Source organism: Acinetobacter colistiniresistens (genome assembly GCF_000413935.1).
GTDB classification, from domain to species: Bacteria; Pseudomonadota; Gammaproteobacteria; order Pseudomonadales; family Moraxellaceae; genus Acinetobacter; species Acinetobacter colistiniresistens.
This window is the reverse complement of the sequence record NZ_KE340380.1, coordinates 106164-125543: the sequence shown is the minus strand read 5'-3', so window position 1 is coordinate 125543 and position 19380 is coordinate 106164. Positions and strand designations below refer to the sequence as shown.

Sequence of the window (19380 nt, the reverse complement as noted above, 5' to 3'; positions counted from 1 at the left end):
TCAGGAAGATTAAGGAGAAGCGCATGCGTTACCGTCAAATCGTGGCCCAACAACATTATCAATTTGCTGATCTTAAAACCTTGATGGCAAAAGCCACCCCTTTACGTTCTGGCGATCAACTGGCCGGCGTTGCGGCACAGGATGCAACTGAACGAGTTGCAGCACAAATCACGCTGGCAGATGTGCCTTTAAAAAACTTTTTAAATGAAACCGTGGTGGACTACGAAAGCGATGAAATTACCCGTCTGATTATTGATGAACATCGTGCTGATCTGTTTGCACCGATTGCACATTTTACGGTTGGCGATTTCCGTAATTGGTTACTCAGCGAGGATGCAACAACTGAGAAACTACAACAACTTGCAGCGGGATTAACCCCTGAAATGGTTGCAGCTGTGAGTAAAATCATGCGCAATCAAGATCTGATTTATGTCGCAAGTAAATGTGAGGTCATCACCCAATTTCGCAATACCATTGGCTTAAAAGGACACCTATCGACCCGTCTACAACCAAATCATCCCACCGATGATGTACTGGGTATTTCCGCCAGTATCTTGGATGGTCTGATGTATGGCAATGGCGATGCGGTGATTGGGATTAATCCTGCAACTGACAATCTGCATAATTTATCTGAACTGTTAAAACTGATCGACCACGTCATTCAGGAATATCAAATCCCAACCCAGTCTTGTGTCCTAACCCATATCAGTTCAGGCATTCAACTGGCAGAAAAAAATGTTCCAATTGACCTGATGTTTCAATCCATCGCAGGTACACAGAAAGCCAATGAGGGTTTCGGTATTTCACTTGCCATGCTGCAGGAAGGTTATGAAGCGACGCTGGCTTTAAATCGAGGTACGCTTGGCAACAATGTGATGTACTTTGAAACAGGTCAAGGCAGTGCCCTGTCCAGCAATGCGCATCATGGCGTCGATCAACAGACGATTGAAGCACGTGCTTATGCAGTAGCACGCAAATACAATCCCTTATTGGTCAATACTGTAGTCGGTTTTATTGGCCCCGAATATCTCTACGATGGAAAACAAATTATCCGAGCCGGTCTGGAAGATCATTTCTGTGGCAAACTGCTCGGTCTGCCAATGGGCTGTGATATTTGCTATACCAATCATGCCGATGCCGATCAAAACGATATGGATGTACTACTGACCCTATTTGGTACGGCAGGCATTAATTTTATTATGGGCATTCCGGGTTCAGATGATGTGATGCTGAATTATCAAACGACCTCTTTTCATGATGCACTCTATCTCAGGCAGTTACTTGGACTACAGCCTGCACCTGAGTTTTCCGCTTGGTTAGAGCAGCAAGGGATTTTAAAACAGCAACACCAGCATATTCATTGGGCAAAACAGATGCCCGCTCAATTCTCCAAATTATTGATGCATTGAGGAGAGTCTGATGAAACTTTCAAAAGACATTCAATTTCCAGCCCAAACACATCAAGACCAATGGGAAACCCTAAAACAGTTTACCGATGCTCGTATTGCCATTGGACGCACCGGTTGCAGTATTCCAACCCGTGCTTTACTGGATTTTCAACTCAGCCATGCTCAGGCCAAAGATGCAGTTTTCCAGTGCTTAAATGTTGAATTACTCACTGAGCAATTACAACAACTGGGGCTCAATCCAATCCATGTACAAAGTCAGGCAGAACACAAAGAGCTGTATTTAAAACGACCTGATTTAGGACGATTACTTGCACCCCAGTCGGTACAGCAGCTTCAGCAGACTAAACAACATCAGCAAGGTTATGATGTCTGCATCGTGATTGGTGATGGTTTATCTGCCCGAGCCATTGAGGAAAATGCGCTGCCTTTTATACAGGCACTGATCCAACCTTTTGCAGAACAACAATGGTCTTTAGCGCCTGTGGTGATTGCCACAGGCAGCCGCGTTGCGTTGGGTGATGAAATCGCTGAAATTTTTCAGGCGCGTATGTTGATTATGCTGATTGGTGAGCGTCCGGGGCTCAGCTCACCTGACAGCATGGGACTCTATTACACCTTGGATGCATACAGTGGCTGTCTGGATTCACAACGTAACTGTATTTCAAATATTCGTCCCGCAGGATTAAGTATCCCGATTGCGACCCAACGCTTACTGGCTTTAATGCATAATTCCAAGCGACTGGGGCTTTCTGGCGTTGATTTAAAGGATGAACATGTTGTTCCGACTCTGGAAGACAATCATCAACCTAAACTGCTTTTTTAAAATGGCGATGTGGGCAACACTATTTTTTAGCGCCGCCCACAGCATACAACATCAAGACATCTGTCTTAAAAATGATTTAAGATACAAAATATTTTTATTCAACGGTACTCGGTTATGCCCCTCGCCGCTCATCTAAAAACAGTCTATGCCATTCAACATCTTGCTTTTGAAGATCTCGGTTCTTTAGAAGATGTTTTTTATCAGTTCGGCTTCCGTGTCCGTTATTTCGAAGCAGGTGTCGATGATCTGAGCCCTGCACTTAATTATGAAGGCTTAACGGTGATTCTCGGTGGTCCAATCGGCGTCTATGAAACCGAGGACTATCCATTTTTAGTGGATGAAATTGCAGGTTTAAAACAGCGCTTAAAAGCCAATAAACCAACCATTGGCATTTGCTTAGGTGCACAACTCATCGCGCATGCATTGGGTGCAAAAGTCTATGCAGGACACCAGAAAGAAATTGGTTGGAGCCAATTGGAAATTAAGGCTGTTGAGCAGAATCCTTTAGCCGCACTGGAAAATGTGGAAGTATTGCACTGGCATGGGGATACCTTCGATCTACCAGCAGATGCGACCTTACTTGCAAGCTCAGCAATCTATCCAAATCAGGCCTTTTCTGTTGGCAATAATATTCTCGCCTTACAATTTCATCTTGAAGTGGTTGGGCAAAGTTTTGAGAAATGGCTGATTGGGCATACCTGTGAAATACGCCATGCGAGCTTATCGATTCCTCAATTGCGCCAAGATAATCAGGCCTATGCTGCACAGTTAGAGAATAAAACTGCCCAAATTATGAATCATTTTCTGTCCCATTTAGATCAAGACTAAAAGCCTACATTACAAATCTTTGATTCATCTACCGTCTAAATAAATTTAGACGGTAGAGACACTTAAAGAAATAAATCATTAAAACGAAAAATAATCATTCTCAAAAAAAATAAATATTAAATTTTGATGACTAAAATATTGAAAAAAAAGTGTAGTTAGTTACAATATTTAATGAAATGTATATTAATTAATACAGTGCTTGGTTATATTTTTTTGGTCGGGAAAATGGATATTTTAAAAATTTATCAAAAGCTTTCATACAGTTAACACTTATCTAATGGCTGCTATTTTTTTATTAATTACGATGATAATTTACTTTTATCATATTAACCCACCAAGCTAAGAACTGATATTTAAATCACAATTTACCCAATATTTACAGTTCTATGATTATTTAAATTGAAAGGGCCTAATCAATTATTAGGCCCTTTTTTAATTACTTCTTATCTGCTTTAAAACTATCCTTTAAATCAAGGATACGGTTAAACACTGGCTTGTCAGCTTGATGATCATATTGATCCGCAACAAAATAACCTTCACGTTCAAACTGGAAACGATCCTCTGGTTTCGCTTGTGCTAAAGCAGGTTCAATTACCGCTTGTACTACTTTTAAGGATTCAGGATTTAGATGTGCCAAGAAATCATCATCCGCATCCGGTGCCGCTTCGGTAAACAAACGATCATAAATACGAACTTCTGCAGGTACACCTTGGCTTGCTGATACCCAATGAATCACACCTTTTACCTTACGGCCTTCTGGATTTTTACCCAAAGTTTCAGGGTCGATTGAACATTTAAGCTCGATCACTTCACCACTGGCATCTTTAATCACTTCATCACACTTGATCACATAAGCATGGCGTAAACGCACTTCACCCTCAGGAATCAAACGCTTAAAACCTTTTGGTGGTACTTCTTCAAAATCTTTACTATCAATATAAAGTTCACGTGTCAAAGGAATGATACGTTCGCCCATATCCACGTTTGGATGACGCGCATGGGTGAGATCCAATTCTTCAGGCAAATTGGTCAAGGTTACTTTTAATGGATTGAGTACCGCCATGCCGCGTGCTGCGGTATTTTCCAAAGACTGGCGAATACAGAACTCAAGCATTGCCACATCGACAATACCATCCGTTTTCGATACACCAACGCGCTTACAGAAATCACGTAGGCCTTCTGCAGTAAAACCACGACGGCGCATACCAACAACGGTTGGCATCCGTGGATCATTCCAGCCCTGTACATAGTTGCCTTCAACCAATTTACGCAATTTACGTTTAGAGGTAATCGTATAGTCGATATTTAAGCGTGACGACTCGTACTGACGTGGAACAGCTTGCGAATGCACTTTCTCTACAATCCAGTCATAGAATGGACGGTGATCTTGGAATTCCAGTGTACATAATGAATGCGTAATGCCTTCAATCGCATCCGACAATGGATGCGCATAGTCATACATTGGGTACATTTTCCATTTATCACCGGTTTGGTGATGCTCTGAATGCAAGACACGATAAAGAATCGGATCACGCATATGCACGTTCGGGCTAGCCATATCAATTTTGGCACGTAGTACAGCACCACCCTCTTGGATTTCACCATTACGCATTTGCTCAAAACGCGCAAGATTCTCTGCAATGGTGGTATCACGATATGGTGAGTTCTTACCTGGCTCAACGAAATTACCACGGTTCATCTTGATTTCTTCTGGTGTTTGCAAATCAACATAAGCATCACCTTGTTCAATCAACTGAACAGCCCATGCATAAAGTTGATCAAAATAATCTGATGCATAACGTGGCTCACCATTCCAGTTAAAACCTAACCATTTCACATCATTGGCAATACCATCAACGTACTCTTGTTCTTCGGCATCCGGATTTGTGTCATCAAAGCGTAAATTACATAAACCTTCGAACTCTTCAGCGATACCAAAGTTGAGACAAATCGCTTTCACGTGACCAATATGTAAATAACCATTTGGCTCAGGTGGGAAACGTGTCACCACTTTTCGGGTACGACCTTCTTTAAGATCATCGGTAATCACTTGACGAACAAAGTCTAAGCCTGCCTGTTGTTCTTGCTGCGCGGCATCGACAGAGGCATGGGTATTCGGCGTCGGGGTCTTTGGCAGTTCAGAAACAACATCATTTGGCTTCATAGGGTGTAAATCACTTCTTACAGTTAAAAATGGGAAATAAAAACGCAATCTTTACTTTTTATGAAAGATTTTAACGTTTTTTACTTGCCTTGTAGTTTACAGTTTGCTTATGCTTCTCTCAACCAAAAACCCATGGTCAATTTGCCCATGTTTAGGAGATTAATGTAATGAGTTTTCCTCAAGTCGAATTAAACACCAACAAAGGTCGTATTGTTCTTGAGCTTAACGCTGAAAAAGCACCAAAAACGGTTGCAAATTTCTTAGAATATGTACGTGACGGTTTCTATGACGGCGTAATTTTCCACCGCGTGATTGATGGTTTTATGATCCAAGGCGGTGGCATGGATGAAAACTTCAAAGAGAAAGCAACACGTGACTCTATCGAAAACGAAGCTGACAACGGCTTAAGCAACGATGAAGGCACTATTGCAATGGCGCGTACTCAAGCTCCGCACTCTGCATCTGCTCAATTCTTTATCAACGTTAAAAATAACTCTTTCTTAAACCACACTGGTAAAACAGCACAAGGTTGGGGTTATGCCGTGTTTGGTAAAGTTGTTGAAGGCCTTGATATTGTAGAAGCAATTAAAGGTGTTCGTACGGGTAACCGTGGTTACCATGCACATGTTCCTTTAGAGAACGTTGTAATTGAGTCTGCTAAAATTATCTCTGAATAATAATCCCTTCTAACCTCCCTTTATAAAGGGAGGTTATTCCCTCTTTCTTAAAGAGGGATTTAGGGAGATTTAAAAGGATAAAAGTGTGACCTACCTGTTTATTTCAGATCTACACTTGTCACCCGATCACCCTCGACTCGTTCGAGGGTTTTTGGCTTTATTAAATGAATACCAAAATAAAAACACCCAGCTCTATATCTTAGGAGACTGGTTTAATGCATGGATTGGTGATGATTATACTGCACCGTGGTTAGATGAAATTGTCAGTGCCTTACAAGTGTTTACGGGTACAGGCAACCAAGTTTACTTTCAGGTCGGTAATCGGGATTTTGCTTTGGGGCAAAAATTCCTATCTCAATTTAATGGCATTCTATTAGCAGACGTTTATACCCTGCAGATTCAGCAGCATATCTTCCGACTGGAACATGGCGATGCACTCTGTACCGATGATATTGCCTATCAGCGTTTTCGCAAAGTGATCCGTAATCCCGTAATACTGGGCTTATTAAAACGCACACCTCTCAGCTTTAGACAAAAACTGGCCAACGGTTTCCGTAAAAAAAGTAGCGAAACCAAGCAGCTGAAAAGTTATGACATCATGGATGTAAATACTCAAGTTGTGGAAAATGTCATCACCGAGGTTGATTATCTTATTCATGGTCATACTCATCGGCCAGAAATACACCATATCCATAATAAACAACGTATTGTTTTGGGAGATTGGCGTGAGGATTCAGCTTGGATTTTAGAGCTCAATGAGCAGGAAAATTATCAATTAGAGTTTAAACAGTGGTTTTATTAATTAAGCATTCTTTAGCTGCTTTAGTGCCCTCTTTTAATATTTTTATGCCTTACACCCTCATTAATCCATTAACTTATTGTATTTGATTAGAGCTTTGGTCAGTTTTAACTTTCTTGCGCTTCGCTAAATCTTCACTTCAATCGGTTATCTCCTTGCGCTTGATCAGAACATTAGTCGCTCTGATTAAGCTCATATACGACTTAAATCTATATAGAAATCACATTTAGCTACTTTTCGTGAAATTTAGATCAAGTAGAATAAATTAAATTTTTTAAATCGAGTGAATGACGGATGGATACTTTAGCTACAGCAAAAACACGTTATGCCACAAAAGCTTATGATGCAGGAAAAAAGATTCCCCAAGCCCAGTTTGAGAAACTGTTAGAAGTATTACGTTTTAGCCCTTCATCAGTCAATATTCAACCGTGGCACTTCTTGGTTGCAGAATCTGACGAGGCAAAGCAGCGTATCGCATCGGCATTGACAGGCAATTATGTGTATAACGCAGCCAAAGTTCTCAACTCTTCACATACGCTCGTATTTTGTACCCGTACAGATATTTCAGCTGAATACCTAGAGCAACTCTTACAACAAGATGATCTCAGTGGTCGCTTTAAAGATGAAGCAGCCAAACAAGGCCAACGAGATACCCGTCATGGCTATGTTGAATTCTATCGCAATGAACTCAAAAATCTTCCTGCATGGATGGAAAACCAGACCTATCTTGCACTCGGACAATTATTGTTTGCAGCAGGCTTAGAAGGCATTGATGCGACTCCAATGGAAGGATTTGACCGAACACTGATTGATCAAGAATTCGGATTAACTGAAAAAGGGCTAAAAGCCTCAGTAGTTGTTGCTTTAGGTTATCGCAGTGAAACAGACTTCAATGCCAAATTGCCTAAATCACGACTCCCAGATGAGGTTGTTTTTACCCGTTTATAATGATTTATTCTCAGGGAGTAACGCTGCTTACTCCCTTATTTTATTTCATCATTGCTTTGGCTAAACACAGTACCGCAACGACACCACAAATCAATCCAATCCAGGTGTAGGCTTTTAACCGTTCTTTAAATAGCACCACGCCACTGACTACACCCAACACAACCACCAGAATATTCATACCTGCAAAAACAATCGCTGGGGTTTCTTTAAACATCATATGGGCTTTGACATATAAGCCAATATTGGCGAAATTCAGCACACCCAAAAACAAACCCATAAAAATATTTTTAGGTTGCCAGTTCGGCTGAGTAATTGCGATATAGGCGATGGACAAAATGAAGGCTGCTATAAACGTTAAATTCAGCGTGACCGCAAACTGTAAACCTAAACTACTGCTATATTTGAGTAGTACATCAACTGCAGCATAACCTGCCCAGACACTAAACAAAAACAAGGCTGATTTTAAATTTATGCCCTTACTTGCTTGCTCTGTGGCCTGTCCAATAATGATCGCTAAAATCGCAATAATCCCGAGTGCCACACCTATTAATTTTAACTGGCTAAACTGTTCGCCAAAAATAAAATAGGCCGCTAATAACGAAAGTATCACGGCTAAGCGTTGCGCAATTTCAGTTTTGAGGATGCCTGCAAATTGCAAAGATTTGGCTAAACATAAAAATATACTTGGCAATAACACCGCAAGAATAAGGATCAACCACCATGGGGTATTATTTAAAGATATATGCGTGATATCTGGTTTAAACCAATAGAAGCATAAAAGACTGGCGCTCAAATAATTCCACGCGATCATTTGAAAAACATCAAATCCTTTTGCTTTTAAGTATTTCAGCAAGATCGAGACAAGTACACTACAACATGCCGCAGCAACAATCATTTCCATAATATTTATTCTAGCTTTTTAAAGACAAAAAAATGCCAGTCTACACAGAGACTGGCATTTCCTTAAAGATCATTGATCAATTAACGATTATTTTCGTCTTCTTGACCATCTTCAAATTTAGTTTCGCCGTCGAAGCCACCTTGATGACCGAAGCCACCTTGACCACCGAAGCCGCCTTGACCACCGAAGCCGCCACCTTGACCACCGAAGCCACCTTGACCACCAAAGCCACCTTGACCACCAAAGCCGCCACCTTGACCACCGAAGCCGCCGCCTTGACCGCCGAAGCCACCTTGACCACCGAAGCCACCAGTAGAACCTTGACCACCAAAGCCGCCTGCTGCACCTTGAGCTGGGAAGCCACCCGCAGTACCTTGAGCACCAGCTGGACGTGGGTTACGCGCAGGAACAACTGTAGAAATTGCGTGTTTATAAACCATTTGACTTACAGTGTTCTTTAATAAAACAACATATTGGTCAAATGACTCAATATGCCCCTGCAATTTGATACCGTTTACAAGGAAAATAGAAACTGGAATACGTTCTTTACGGAGAGAATTTAAGAACGGATCTTGTAAAGTTTGACCTTTAGACATTTTTAACTCCAAAAAATTTTTAAATCAGCGCAAAAAAACTATCTTTATTTTTCAACTAAAAATTATAAAAAGACAGCCTGCGAATTTTGCTTTATCCAAAGAAGTTTCGCAAGTCTTCTTTCGCCTGCTTTATCGTCACGTAAGTTTTAAAATCGTGTAATTCTTGCAAAGAACGTAACCATGTGTATTGACGTTTGGCTAATTGCCTCGTCGCAAAAAGGGCTTTGTTCTCCATTTCTACTTTATTTTCGAGACTTAAGTCACTTTTTAGTAAAAAATCCAATGCTTGACGATAACCGACGGACCGCATAGACGGTAAATTATCATTTAAATCGTATTTTTTAATCAATTCCTCTACTTCATTTAAAAAACCAATACTCCACATTTTGCTTAATCTTTGCTCTATGCGTTGATGTAATTCTAAACGATCAGGCATCAATGCGTAGTTATGAAATGTGTAACGATATGGTTGATTTTTAGGCTGTTCAGCTTGTAGTTTTGTTATCGGCTGACCCGTAATTCGATAAACTTCAAGTGCACGAATAATACGCTGTTTGTCAGAAACTTTAAATTTTTGCCCAGCCACAGGATCGACTGTAGCCAACTCATCATAAACCGCTTGCCAGCCTTCAAGATCAGCCTTAGCAATAATCTCATCCCGTATACGCTGATCAGCATTGGGTAAATTATTCGCTAAACCTTCAAGCAAGGCTTTAAAATACAGCATGGTTCCCCCCACTAAAATCGGGGTTTTACCGCGTGCATGCATATCATCAATCAATGGACAGACATCTTCCACAAATTGTGCTGCTGAATACACTTCTAAAGGCGTAATAATATCAATCAAATGATGCGGATATTGTTGTTGCTCTGCTTTGGTTGGCTTTGCCGTACCAATATCCATATCTTTATAAACCAAAGCAGAATCAACGGAAATCAGTTCGAAATTACCGCGCTCATATAGTTCACATGCCAATGCTGTTTTACCACTTGCGGTAGGCCCCATTAAATTGATGACGGGCAATTGATTTGACATGTAAAACTACTCTCCTCGAGCAAATAATTTATCTAATTGATGCAGTGGAAATGCCCGCCAAGTCGGACGCCCATGATTACATTGGCTGGCAAATTCAGTTTGTTCCATTTGACGCAACAAAGCATTCATTTCAGAAAGGCTTAACTGGCGATGGGCGCGCACAGCACCATGACAGGCCATGCCTGCAAGTAGTTCATCACGTTTTTGTAATAAACCTCGGGCCTCATCATTTGGATCAAGATCATTTAACAATTCAGGTACTAAATTACCGAAATCAGCCTTATGCAAGATCGCAGGTACACCACGTACAATCACCTGCTCATCACCGTACTGGTCAATCTCCAAGCCCAAGCGCTGCAATTGTGGTTGTAAATCTTCTACACGGGTGGCCTGCATACGGGTAATGGAAACCACTTTTGGAATCAGCAATTGCTGTGAGGTCCAAAACTCTGGTTTATCCCATGCCGACTTCATTTGTTGCAGCAAAATACGTTCATGTGCGGCATGCATATCCACAATAATCAAGCCTTCCGTATTTTGCGCCAAAATATAGATGCCGTGCAGTTGGGCGATTGCAATCCCTAATGGAAACTCATCTACACGTGATGGACCTTGATCATTTCCATCTTCTGCGTCTTCACGTAAAGGTGCCAAATAGGTTTTAAGTGCATTATTCAACTGCGCAGAACCATTATAACGCGGCTCTTGTGGCGTTGAATTATACTGCACTGCTTGTGGACGACTTTGATTAAACTCAGTTAACAAATCTGTCGACACAGCAACCTGTTGATTTAATTTTGATTCCGCTTCGACTGCCGCACGATGTAAACTGAATTGTTCTTGGTATTTGGGTTGAGGCTGATAATTAAAATTTTCTGCTGTGGCCTCATCTGTTTTCATGGCTTGTGCCAGATCTGCACTTGCCGTCTGAAATTGCGATAGGGTTGCTTTGGCATAATGACGTACAAATTCATGCACTTCACGCTGATTCAAAAACCGAATTTCATGCTTGGTGGGATGCACATTGACATCAGTATTTTCAGGATCAACTTCTAAAAACAATAAATAAGAGGAATGCTGGTGACCATGCAAAATTCCCTCATAGGCCATACGCAACGCATGTGAAATAGTTTTGTCTTTGACAATACGACCATTCACATAGACATACTGCAAGTCTGCCTGCGCACGTGCGTCAGAAGGGTGTCCCAACCAGCCTGATAAACGCATATTGATACTTTCAGCATCAATCCAGTAGGCATTTTGGATGAACGCTTGACCTAACAATTGTTGTACACGCTGATAGCGTAATTCTCCACTGTCCGCCACAGGCAGATTTAAACGAATATTATCGTTATGCTCCAGTACAAAGCGAATATCAAAATGCGTCAGCGCCAAACGGCGCACAATTTCTTCAATATGATTAAATTCAGTGCTTGGTTTTTTTAAGAATTTACGGCGTGCAGGTACATTAAAAAATAGATCTTGGACACGAATATGTGTGCCTTTTTGTGCAGCCACCGCTTGAATCTGCTGATGATCAAACGCGGTACCATTCACTTCAACCTGATAGCCTACACCCTGCTCATCTTGACTACTCGTGAGAGTCAAGCGTGATACCGCTGCAATCGAAGCCAATGCTTCTCCACGGAATCCCAAGCTCACAATCGCATGTAAATCATCTGCTGTTTGAATTTTACTGGTGGCGTGGCGCATTACGGCTAAAGGTAAATCTTCAGCGTGAATACCATTGCCGTTATCAATGATTTCTATCAGGGTCGAGCCGCCCTGTGCCACACGAATAATCAGTTCGGTTGCACCCGCATCGATTGAGTTTTCTAATAATTCTTTAACGACTGATGATGGGCGCTCAATTACCTCACCCGCAGCGATCTGGTTGGCTAAAGCAGCATCAAGGGTATGGATACGACGAGTTGAATCATGCGCCATTCAATTGTTCCTGCAAAGTTTGAGATAAAGGTTCAGAATCGGTAGTTAAAGTCACGAATCGAGTCAGTTCATCTTCCGATTTTTGAATATCAATCACAATATCGGGTTTTGGAATTTCATCACCACCTTTCGATGGCCATTCAAATAAAAACAGCGCATCAGGTGTGTCTAGATAATCACGAATGCCCATTAACTCTAATTCATAGGGATCATTCAAACGATACAGGTCAAAATGAAAGACTTCTTTACCTTGGATGCTATAAGGTTCAACCAAGGTGTAAGTCGGACTTTTTACCGAACCTTGATGCCCTAAGTTTTGTAGAAAATAACGGGTAAATGTGGTTTTCCCTGCTCCTAGATCACCAATCAAATAAATAATGCCTGAATGCACCTGTTCAGAGAGGATCTGCGCAAAACGTTGAGTGTCTTGTTCATGATTTAGAGTAAATTTCACTGAAGATGACATGGCAAATAAAACAAAATTAGAATGGCAGCTATGATAACATTGCCCTGCTTTAAAGCCTAATAAAGTCCTTTTAAACTGACTTTTTTTACACCGTTTATACCGAGTCGATATCGCTGTATGTCATCAATCATTGAATTTACGCCACCGCTGCTCAATGGCGTCAGTGCCAGTAAAGTCTTTTTACCCAATGATGTTTCTGCACATACCATTTTTGATTATCTCTGCCAACACTTTCCACATATTCAGGTAAGCGAATGGCAACAGCGCTTTGCTGATGAGCTAATTTATGCGGCAGATGGAACCAAACTCAAGTCGGACAGTCCTTATACGTCCAATACGCATATTTTTTACTATCGTTTTCTTGCTCAAGAAACTCATGTGCCGTTTCAGCATGAAATTTTATTTGAAAATGATGATCTGCTTGTGGTCGACAAACCGCACTTTTTAACCATGAGCCCGACAGGGCAATATGTGCAAGAAACCCTGTTAGTCAGACTTAAAAAACAGACTGGCTATGAGGATCTCACCCCCATTCATCGACTTGATCGTGAAACTGCAGGTGTGGTTCTATTCTGTAAAAAAGCAAGCTCAAGAGGCACCTATCAACAACTTTTTGCCGACAGAAAAGTGCAAAAAATCTACCATGCGATTGCAGCTTATCGCCCTGAACTGCATTTTCCGCAAATTTTGCAGCTCCATTTAGAAAAAGGTCAGCCTTTTTACACCATGCAAATTAATGCAGAAAAAGCCAATAATACAGAAACTTTGATTGAACTGCTGGCACATAATCAAGACTACGCCAAATACCAGCTTATGCCTAAAACGGGCAAACAACATCAATTACGTGTTCATTTAAATTATCTTGATATTCCAATACTTAATGATTCATTTTATCCCAATATTGAACATAAAGCAGAAGATGATTTTAGCCATCCTTTACAATTACTGGCCAAAGAAATTCAATTCCTTGACCCGATTTTGAAACAGGAAATGCATTTTAGTTCTCTCTTTGAACTTGCATTGCCACCACAACGTAATGACAAAAAATCTATTTTTTCGCTTCAAAAATATTGAAATTACATTGCAATGGTTTAAAATACATGACGATAACTAAAAATATGTGGTTACATTCTTCATGCGAAAAACAGAAGTTTATCAGGTTCGCCTCGATTCACAGGAAAAGAAGCAAGCTTTTGCTGTATTTAAACAGTTGGGGATCTCCCCTGCTCAGGCCGTTCGCCTTTTCTTCAAACAAGTGGTATTGACCAAGTCGATCCCTTTTACAATCGAAAACCAGAACATTAATATGGAACAGTTACTCAAACTGCGTAAATCCAAGGCCGTAGCTAGCACTGAAAATCCATCGGCGACCGAGATTGAAGATGATCATGAAGATTTGTTTGAAGAATTGAATGCGCTGCTCGGTGAGAGTGACAAAACTTAACAATGTTGCATTTATAAACAAGTTTTTATTTTTTCAGCTGAATTTTTTTCGTTATTCTGACAGTCCTAATAAAATTATAAGTGTAAGGATGTGTAGGAATGATTGTTAAGCGAGCCACAAAAGAAGATCTACATCAACTTGCTGTCTTGTTTGACGAATACCGTCAGTTCTACGGTGCATCATCAAATATTGAACAATCTTATCAATTTTTAAAGCACCGCTTTGACAATAAAGACAGTGTCATTTTCATCCATGTAAAAGATGATGTCTTTACAGGTTTTGTCTTGCTTTATCTCGCCTTTTCTTCCGTTGCTTGTGAAACCTATTACATCCTTGATGATGTCTATGTGACACCATCCTACCGTAAACAAGGCGCTGCCAAACAATTAATTGATACTGCAATTCTATTTGCACGCCATGAAAATGCTCAACGCATCAGTCTAGAAACGCAAAAAAATAATTATCAATCTCACCGTCTCTATGAACAAATGGGTTTTATTCAGGACAGTGAATTTAAAACCTATCATTGCTTCTTAAAGTAATGATTCATCTAAAATCGCATTTTGGCTGAGCTGTTTTTGCGAAGGCGTAAGATAGACCCACTCACCTTGTGGCAATTCAGGCAATTCGAGTAAGCCTACTTGATGGCGATGTAAAGCTTCAACTTTATTACCCACAGCGGCAAGCATTCTTTTGACTTGGTGGTAGACGCCTTGATGAATCGTCATCGCCAGTTGATGGGTTGAAAAAAGCTGCACATCTGTTGCCGCGTAAATCCCTTTTTCATTGCGCAGTTCAACGCCCTGCTCTAATCTCATTTGCTGTTCAGCTGTGACAGGATCAGCAGTGGTGACGTGATAAACTTTCGGCACATGTTTACGTGGATGAGTCAGTGCTTGTAGGTATTGACCATCATCGGTCAGCAATAATAGACCTGTAGTGTCTTGATCCAAACGTCCCACACATTGAATACCACGATGAATCAAAACTTCAGGCAATAAACTGAATACACTCTTATGATGTGTCGCCTGATGCGAACACTCATATCCTTCGGGTTTATTTAAGGCAATATAAACGTGCTCGCGATATTGATATTCTTCACCAAAGACCTGAAAACAAAGTTGATCTGTCGCAATATTCTGCTTTGGATTATGACAAACCTGATGATCGATCTGGACAGACCCATTCTTTATTAACTGCTGGCAATACTTACGTGAACCAAAGCCTTGTGATTGCAAAATTTTTTCCAGCAGCATACATATACCCTAATTTAAACTACAGCTATTGTACTCGATTCGCACGCGCACCGTTGTTTGTTGCGTATTCATTCTTTATTTTTATAATTTATTCACAATTTCTTCACTTGTAATACAACCCATACAAAACCCTCGTCAAACTCTCTCAATCCAGAGATTGCACTCCATATTTTCACTCAAATCTCTTGTTACATTTATCACAAGCAAAAGAATACTGTCCAAAAGAATGGATAAGGAGTTTCACCATGAAATCAAATCTGTGGTTATGTAGCGTAGTTCTGGCAGCATCGTCAATGATGACTGTTGCACATGCAGATAATACAACTCGTGTAGCCGCAACCTCTGCTTTAGGAAGTGTGGTTGGTACCGCTTTGGGTAAACAACTGGGTGGTGATACAGGTGCCATGATTGGTTCTGCGCTAGGTGGTGCAGGTGGCGCAGCAGCATCCAGTAACCGACGTGACCGTACAGAAGCAGCGATTGGTGGTGGCTTGGGCGGTGTTGGTGGCTATACGGTTGGTCGTAATGTGGGAGGCACAAATGGTGGTTATATTGGTGCCGCTTTAGGTGCCGCTGGTGGTTCAGCATTAGGTCAAAAAGTTGGTCAGGATCGCGATGCTGATCGTCGTTATGATGATCGCCGTTATGAAAACCGCCGCCATTATGATGACCGCCGTTATTACAATTCCCGCTATGACTATCGCCATGACAATGGTCGCCATCGTGGTTGGTATAAATAAAGATCGCTAAACAAACAGAGCAACAAGTTACCCTTTTAGCGCCTTCGGGCGCTTTTTTTATAGCAACAACACAATATATCGATCAAAAGCGATATACAAAACCCAACTTATATCGTATTATTTCGATATATGGTTTTGAGAATCAATGATGAAATCACTACAAGATATAAAATTCTCTATACTTGAACTTGCGCCAGTTCGGGATGACAAAAGTATCGAGTTTTCACTGCGACATGCACTAGAACTCGCACAACATGCTGAAAAATTAGGCTACGAGCGATTCTGGCTGGCTGAACATCATAATATGGATGGTATTGCCAGTTCTGCAACTGCTGTTTTATTGGGCTTTATTGCCGCAAATACGCAGCACATCCGTCTTGGTTCAGGCGGTATTATGCTGCCAAACCATGCACCATTGGTGGTTGCAGAGCAATTCGGAACCCTGGCAACACTTTATCCAAATCGTTTTGAACTTGGTTTAGGTCGTGCTCCTGGTACGGATCAAATGACCATGCGTGCCCTGCGACGTGGCCGTCAGGAAACTGAAGATCAATTCCCTCAGGATGTTGCGGAAATTTTGCAATACTTTAAAGCTCCACAGCCAAACCAAAGAATTATTGCGACACCGGGTCAAAATACCCATGTCCCAGTCTGGCTACTCGGTTCAAGTTTATTTAGCGCCCAACTTGCGGCTAAGCTCGGGCTTCCCTATTCTTTTGCTTCACACTTTGCCCCAAGAATGTTAGGCCAAGCAATCGAAATTTATCGAGATAACTTCCAAGCTTCTGAATATCTGGACAAACCTTATGTTTCCATGGGGGTGCCAACCGTAGTCGCGGCAACGAATGAGGATGCTCAATATTTAGCAACCAGCTCTTACCAACGTATTTTAAATCTGATTCGTGGTCACAGTTTAAAGCTCAAACCACCGATTAACTCAACTCAAGGTCTTGCAACAAGTGCGGAACAATTGGCAATTCAGAATTTTTATGCCATGGCACAAATTGGCTCTCAAGCTACAGTACAAGCGGGTTTAAATAAAATTGCAGCACAATATGATGTTGATGAGTTTATTTTTACCTGTGATATTTACGATACAGAAAAACGTTTAGAAAATTTTAGTCTCTTGATGGATCTTAAAGCCCACTAAGCGCCTCACCTAAATACAAGGCTTATATGATAAGCCTTGTTATTTAATTTTTATTATTGAAGTGATACCACTCATACGCCGTGTTGAAGCATTGCTGTGGCTTGTTGCACATTCACCGCAGCACTAAATAAATACCCCTGCCCAATCGAGCATCCAGACAATTTGAGTAATTCAAGCTGTTTAATATTTTCAATACCTTCAGCAACAATATCCAAAGACAACTTCGGCCCTAAAGCAATAATGGCCTGAACGATTGCTAAAATTGCATCATCTTCGTTCATTTGACGAATAAAATCACAATCAATTTTCAGACAGTCCACTGGATAATCACGTAAGCGGGTTAAAGATGAATGGCCTGTACCAAAATCATCCAACGCAATTTTAACGCCTTGTTGTTTTAATAAATTTAATGCCCGAATCACATAGTCAGAACCACGGTCATCCAAAATATGTTCCGTAATTTCAATTTCCACCAAATGGTGTGGGATTTTATATAAGTTCAGACGCTGTAATAAGCGCTCAGCATAATTATCTTTCAAAAATTCGACTGGTGCTGCGTTGATTGACACAGGAACAACATCTAGCCCTTGTTCAATCCACATCGCAATATCTTTAAACACTTTATTCTGTATTGCATCACTAATTTTCGTCGCTAATGAATAGTCTTGAAAAGCCTGTTCAATTTTACGAGGTGAATGAATGCATTGATCCTCTGTTTGCCAACGCAGTAATGCTTCAAAACCCACGACTTTCGCATCTGATAACCGCACCTTAGGTTGGTAATAGGGGACCATTAGGCCATCACGGATAATATGTCGTGCCTCATTCAGTTGAATGGCAATATTCTGTGCCGCTATCTGCATTTGCGGATTAAACATACGGAAACCACCACGACCGGAAGCTTTCAAATCATTTAAAGCTGTATCCGCACACTTCATTAAATTTGAAGAGTCTTTGGCATCACGCGGATAAATCGCACAACCGATACTCATGCTACCGTTAATTAAACTTCCCGCATAAGTAATAGGCGCATCTAGCTGTCGACTCACATCTATAGCCACTTTTTCAAGTTCTGCTTCGGTATCAATACCATTCACGACAATTGCGAACTCATCACCCCCCAAACGGGCAACAAAGGTATTTTCTGGCAAAATATTTTCGATACGTTTAGATAGAATACGCAGTAAATGATCTCCTGCTGAGTGCCCCAGCGTATCATTGATGTGCTTGAAGTAATCCAGATCCAGCAACATCAAGCCAACCAGTTTTTCATCTTTTTTATGTCGATGTAGGGCACGTTTCAACTGGCGTTTCAAAAAACGACGATTATAAAGCCCGGTTAATTCATCTAGTTCACTAGACAGGCGGAGCTGTATTTCCGTTTGCCTCTGTGTCGTTATATCCCGTGACAAACATAAGACCTGCTCAATCTGTCCCTGATCATTTAATATAGGTGTCAGCAAATTATCCCAATATTGCCGCTCTGTGCTCTCGCCACTCATTCCACGAAAGCGAGCCGTCTTTCCTTTGAGTGCTGTTTTCAAGGCATAGGTTGCTTTAGAACGCATTTCTAAAGGCAAAAGTTCAGCCCACTTCATGCCAAATCGATGATTATTTTCTTGGATATTAAGTGCGATACAGCCTGTTTTATTGACATGTAATAATGAGCCATCTGCTTCTAATAATTTGATACAGTCAATACTATTATCCAGCATACTGGTTTGCGCATTAATACACTTCACAAGATTTTGTTGATATTGTTTGGTTTCATGAATATCAACACTGTTAACAAACCAATAGCCTTGACCCTCAATTTCAGCGTTCAAAAACTTTGCAGACAGTAAGAACCAGCGGTACGAACCTGATCGATGCTTTAAGCGGCATTCGAGCTGAAAAGGTAAGCGCAAGCAAAAAGCATGCTCCCATTCATTACGGAGCAATGAAATATCATCAGAATGAATTAAATCCACCCAATTTTGCGCAAAATGTTCTAGATTATTAAAACCGATATATTCTTGGCTGACACTATTAAAAAAATAGGCATCACCTTGCTCTGAAAGCAACCAGACCAGACTCGGAATACTATTATAAATATTTTGCTGAACTTCACTCATTTGGTGGCTGGAGTGAAAAGGGAACGCGAGATTCACAGACTTCTGTTCCAAACAGAACTCTTTCGATCAAGATATTCAGTCG

19 protein-coding genes are annotated in these 19380 nt (G+C 41.0%); 11 read left to right on the top strand and 8 right to left on the bottom strand.

Going from position 1 to position 19380, the window contains the following annotated elements; all coding sequences use genetic code 11:
* Window positions 1–23: 23 nt before the first annotated feature.
* The 3 genes from F907_RS09520 to F907_RS09530 all read left to right on the top strand — a co-directional run bounded on the left by F907_RS09520 (window position 24) and on the right by F907_RS09530 (window position 3060).
* Window positions 24–1409 (top strand): ethanolamine ammonia-lyase subunit EutB, encoded by a 1386-nt coding sequence (locus F907_RS09520; protein WP_016652110.1) that lies wholly within the window; start codon window positions 24–26, stop codon window positions 1407–1409.
* A gap of 10 nt (window positions 1410–1419) precedes the next feature.
* On the top strand, window positions 1420–2232 hold the full coding sequence (eutC, locus tag F907_RS09525; RefSeq protein ID WP_016652109.1) for an ethanolamine ammonia-lyase subunit EutC: 813 nt from the start codon (window positions 1420–1422) through the stop codon (window positions 2230–2232).
* A 114-nt stretch (window positions 2233–2346) separates the two neighbouring features.
* Complete coding sequence (locus tag F907_RS09530; RefSeq protein WP_016652108.1) at window positions 2347–3060, top strand: glutamine amidotransferase; 714 nt, start codon at window positions 2347–2349, stop codon at window positions 3058–3060.
* Window positions 3061–3496: 436 nt separating this feature from the next.
* Here F907_RS09530 and F907_RS09535 read toward each other — a convergent pair whose 3' ends face one another.
* A complete protein-coding gene (locus tag F907_RS09535) occupies window positions 3497–5224 on the bottom strand; it encodes a glutamine--tRNA ligase/YqeY domain fusion protein (protein ID WP_016652107.1) in 1728 nt (575 codons plus the stop codon).
* A gap of 167 nt (window positions 5225–5391) precedes the next feature.
* Here F907_RS09535 and F907_RS09540 point away from each other — a divergent pair, with 167 nt between their 5' ends.
* The 3 genes from F907_RS09540 (at window position 5392) to F907_RS09550 (ending at window position 7648) form a co-directional block, all read left to right on the top strand.
* The gene (locus tag F907_RS09540; protein WP_016652106.1) at window positions 5392–5901 is read left to right on the top strand and encodes a peptidylprolyl isomerase; all 510 of its coding nucleotides are present in this window, start codon (window positions 5392–5394) and stop codon (window positions 5899–5901) included.
* Window positions 5902–5986: 85 nt separating this feature from the next.
* Window positions 5987–6703 (top strand): UDP-2,3-diacylglucosamine diphosphatase, encoded by a 717-nt coding sequence (locus F907_RS09545; protein WP_016652105.1) that lies wholly within the window; start codon window positions 5987–5989, stop codon window positions 6701–6703.
* 291 nt (window positions 6704–6994) lie between these two features.
* Window positions 6995–7648, top strand: a complete 654-nt coding sequence (locus F907_RS09550; RefSeq protein ID WP_016652104.1) for an oxygen-insensitive NAD(P)H nitroreductase — start codon at window positions 6995–6997, stop codon at window positions 7646–7648.
* A 40-nt stretch (window positions 7649–7688) separates the two neighbouring features.
* Here F907_RS09550 and F907_RS09555 read toward each other — a convergent pair whose 3' ends face one another.
* The 5 genes from F907_RS09555 to tsaE form a co-directional block, all read right to left on the bottom strand.
* On the bottom strand, window positions 7689–8549 hold the full coding sequence (locus F907_RS09555) for an EamA family transporter (protein ID WP_016652103.1): 861 nt from the start codon (window positions 8547–8549) through the stop codon (window positions 7689–7691).
* Between the two features lie 80 nt (window positions 8550–8629).
* On the bottom strand, window positions 8630–9145 hold the full coding sequence (hfq, locus tag F907_RS09560) for an RNA chaperone Hfq (RefSeq protein ID WP_016652102.1): 516 nt from the start codon (window positions 9143–9145) through the stop codon (window positions 8630–8632).
* A 91-nt stretch (window positions 9146–9236) separates the two neighbouring features.
* Window positions 9237–10181, bottom strand: coding sequence for a tRNA (adenosine(37)-N6)-dimethylallyltransferase MiaA (gene miaA, locus F907_RS09565; protein ID WP_016652101.1), 945 nt, complete (start codon window positions 10179–10181; stop codon window positions 9237–9239).
* A gap of 6 nt (window positions 10182–10187) precedes the next feature.
* Window positions 10188–12128, bottom strand: a complete 1941-nt coding sequence (gene mutL, locus F907_RS09570; protein WP_016652100.1) for a DNA mismatch repair endonuclease MutL — start codon at window positions 12126–12128, stop codon at window positions 10188–10190.
* Entirely contained in the window at window positions 12118–12594 is a 477-nt protein-coding gene (tsaE, locus tag F907_RS09575; RefSeq protein WP_016652099.1) for a tRNA (adenosine(37)-N6)-threonylcarbamoyltransferase complex ATPase subunit type 1 TsaE, read from the bottom strand. Before tsaE ends, mutL begins: the two co-directional genes overlap by 11 nt.
* 117 nt (window positions 12595–12711) lie before the next feature.
* Here tsaE and F907_RS09580 point away from each other — a divergent pair, with 117 nt between their 5' ends.
* From F907_RS09580 to F907_RS09590, 3 genes are all read left to right on the top strand, one after another.
* Window positions 12712–13668 (top strand): pseudouridine synthase, encoded by a 957-nt coding sequence (locus F907_RS09580; protein ID WP_016652098.1) that lies wholly within the window; start codon window positions 12712–12714, stop codon window positions 13666–13668.
* Between the two features lie 61 nt (window positions 13669–13729).
* Complete coding sequence (locus F907_RS09585; RefSeq protein ID WP_005274316.1) at window positions 13730–14038, top strand: type II toxin-antitoxin system RelB/DinJ family antitoxin; 309 nt, start codon at window positions 13730–13732, stop codon at window positions 14036–14038.
* A 98-nt stretch (window positions 14039–14136) separates the two neighbouring features.
* Window positions 14137–14580, top strand: coding sequence for a GNAT family N-acetyltransferase (locus F907_RS09590; RefSeq protein WP_005242317.1), 444 nt, complete (start codon window positions 14137–14139; stop codon window positions 14578–14580).
* Here the strand turns inward: F907_RS09590 and F907_RS09595 are convergent.
* A complete protein-coding gene (locus F907_RS09595; RefSeq protein WP_016652097.1) occupies window positions 14572–15294 on the bottom strand; it encodes a pseudouridine synthase in 723 nt (240 codons plus the stop codon). The two genes, F907_RS09590 and F907_RS09595, sit on opposite strands and share 9 nt — an antisense overlap.
* A gap of 245 nt (window positions 15295–15539) precedes the next feature.
* Here F907_RS09595 and F907_RS09600 point away from each other — a divergent pair, with 245 nt between their 5' ends.
* Together F907_RS09600 and F907_RS09605 are read left to right on the top strand one after the other, a co-directional pair.
* Window positions 15540–16034 (top strand): glycine zipper domain-containing protein, encoded by a 495-nt coding sequence (locus F907_RS09600; protein ID WP_016652096.1) that lies wholly within the window; start codon window positions 15540–15542, stop codon window positions 16032–16034.
* A 148-nt stretch (window positions 16035–16182) separates the two neighbouring features.
* Window positions 16183–17184, top strand: coding sequence for an LLM class flavin-dependent oxidoreductase (locus F907_RS09605; RefSeq protein ID WP_162616975.1), 1002 nt, complete (start codon window positions 16183–16185; stop codon window positions 17182–17184).
* A 71-nt stretch (window positions 17185–17255) separates the two neighbouring features.
* Here F907_RS09605 and F907_RS09610 read toward each other — a convergent pair whose 3' ends face one another.
* Window positions 17256–19334 carry a sensor domain-containing protein gene (locus F907_RS09610; RefSeq protein WP_032862162.1) on the bottom strand — a complete coding sequence of 693 codons (2079 nt, stop codon included), beginning with the start codon at window positions 19332–19334 and terminating at the stop codon, window positions 17256–17258.
* Window positions 19335–19380: the final 46 nt, after the last annotated feature.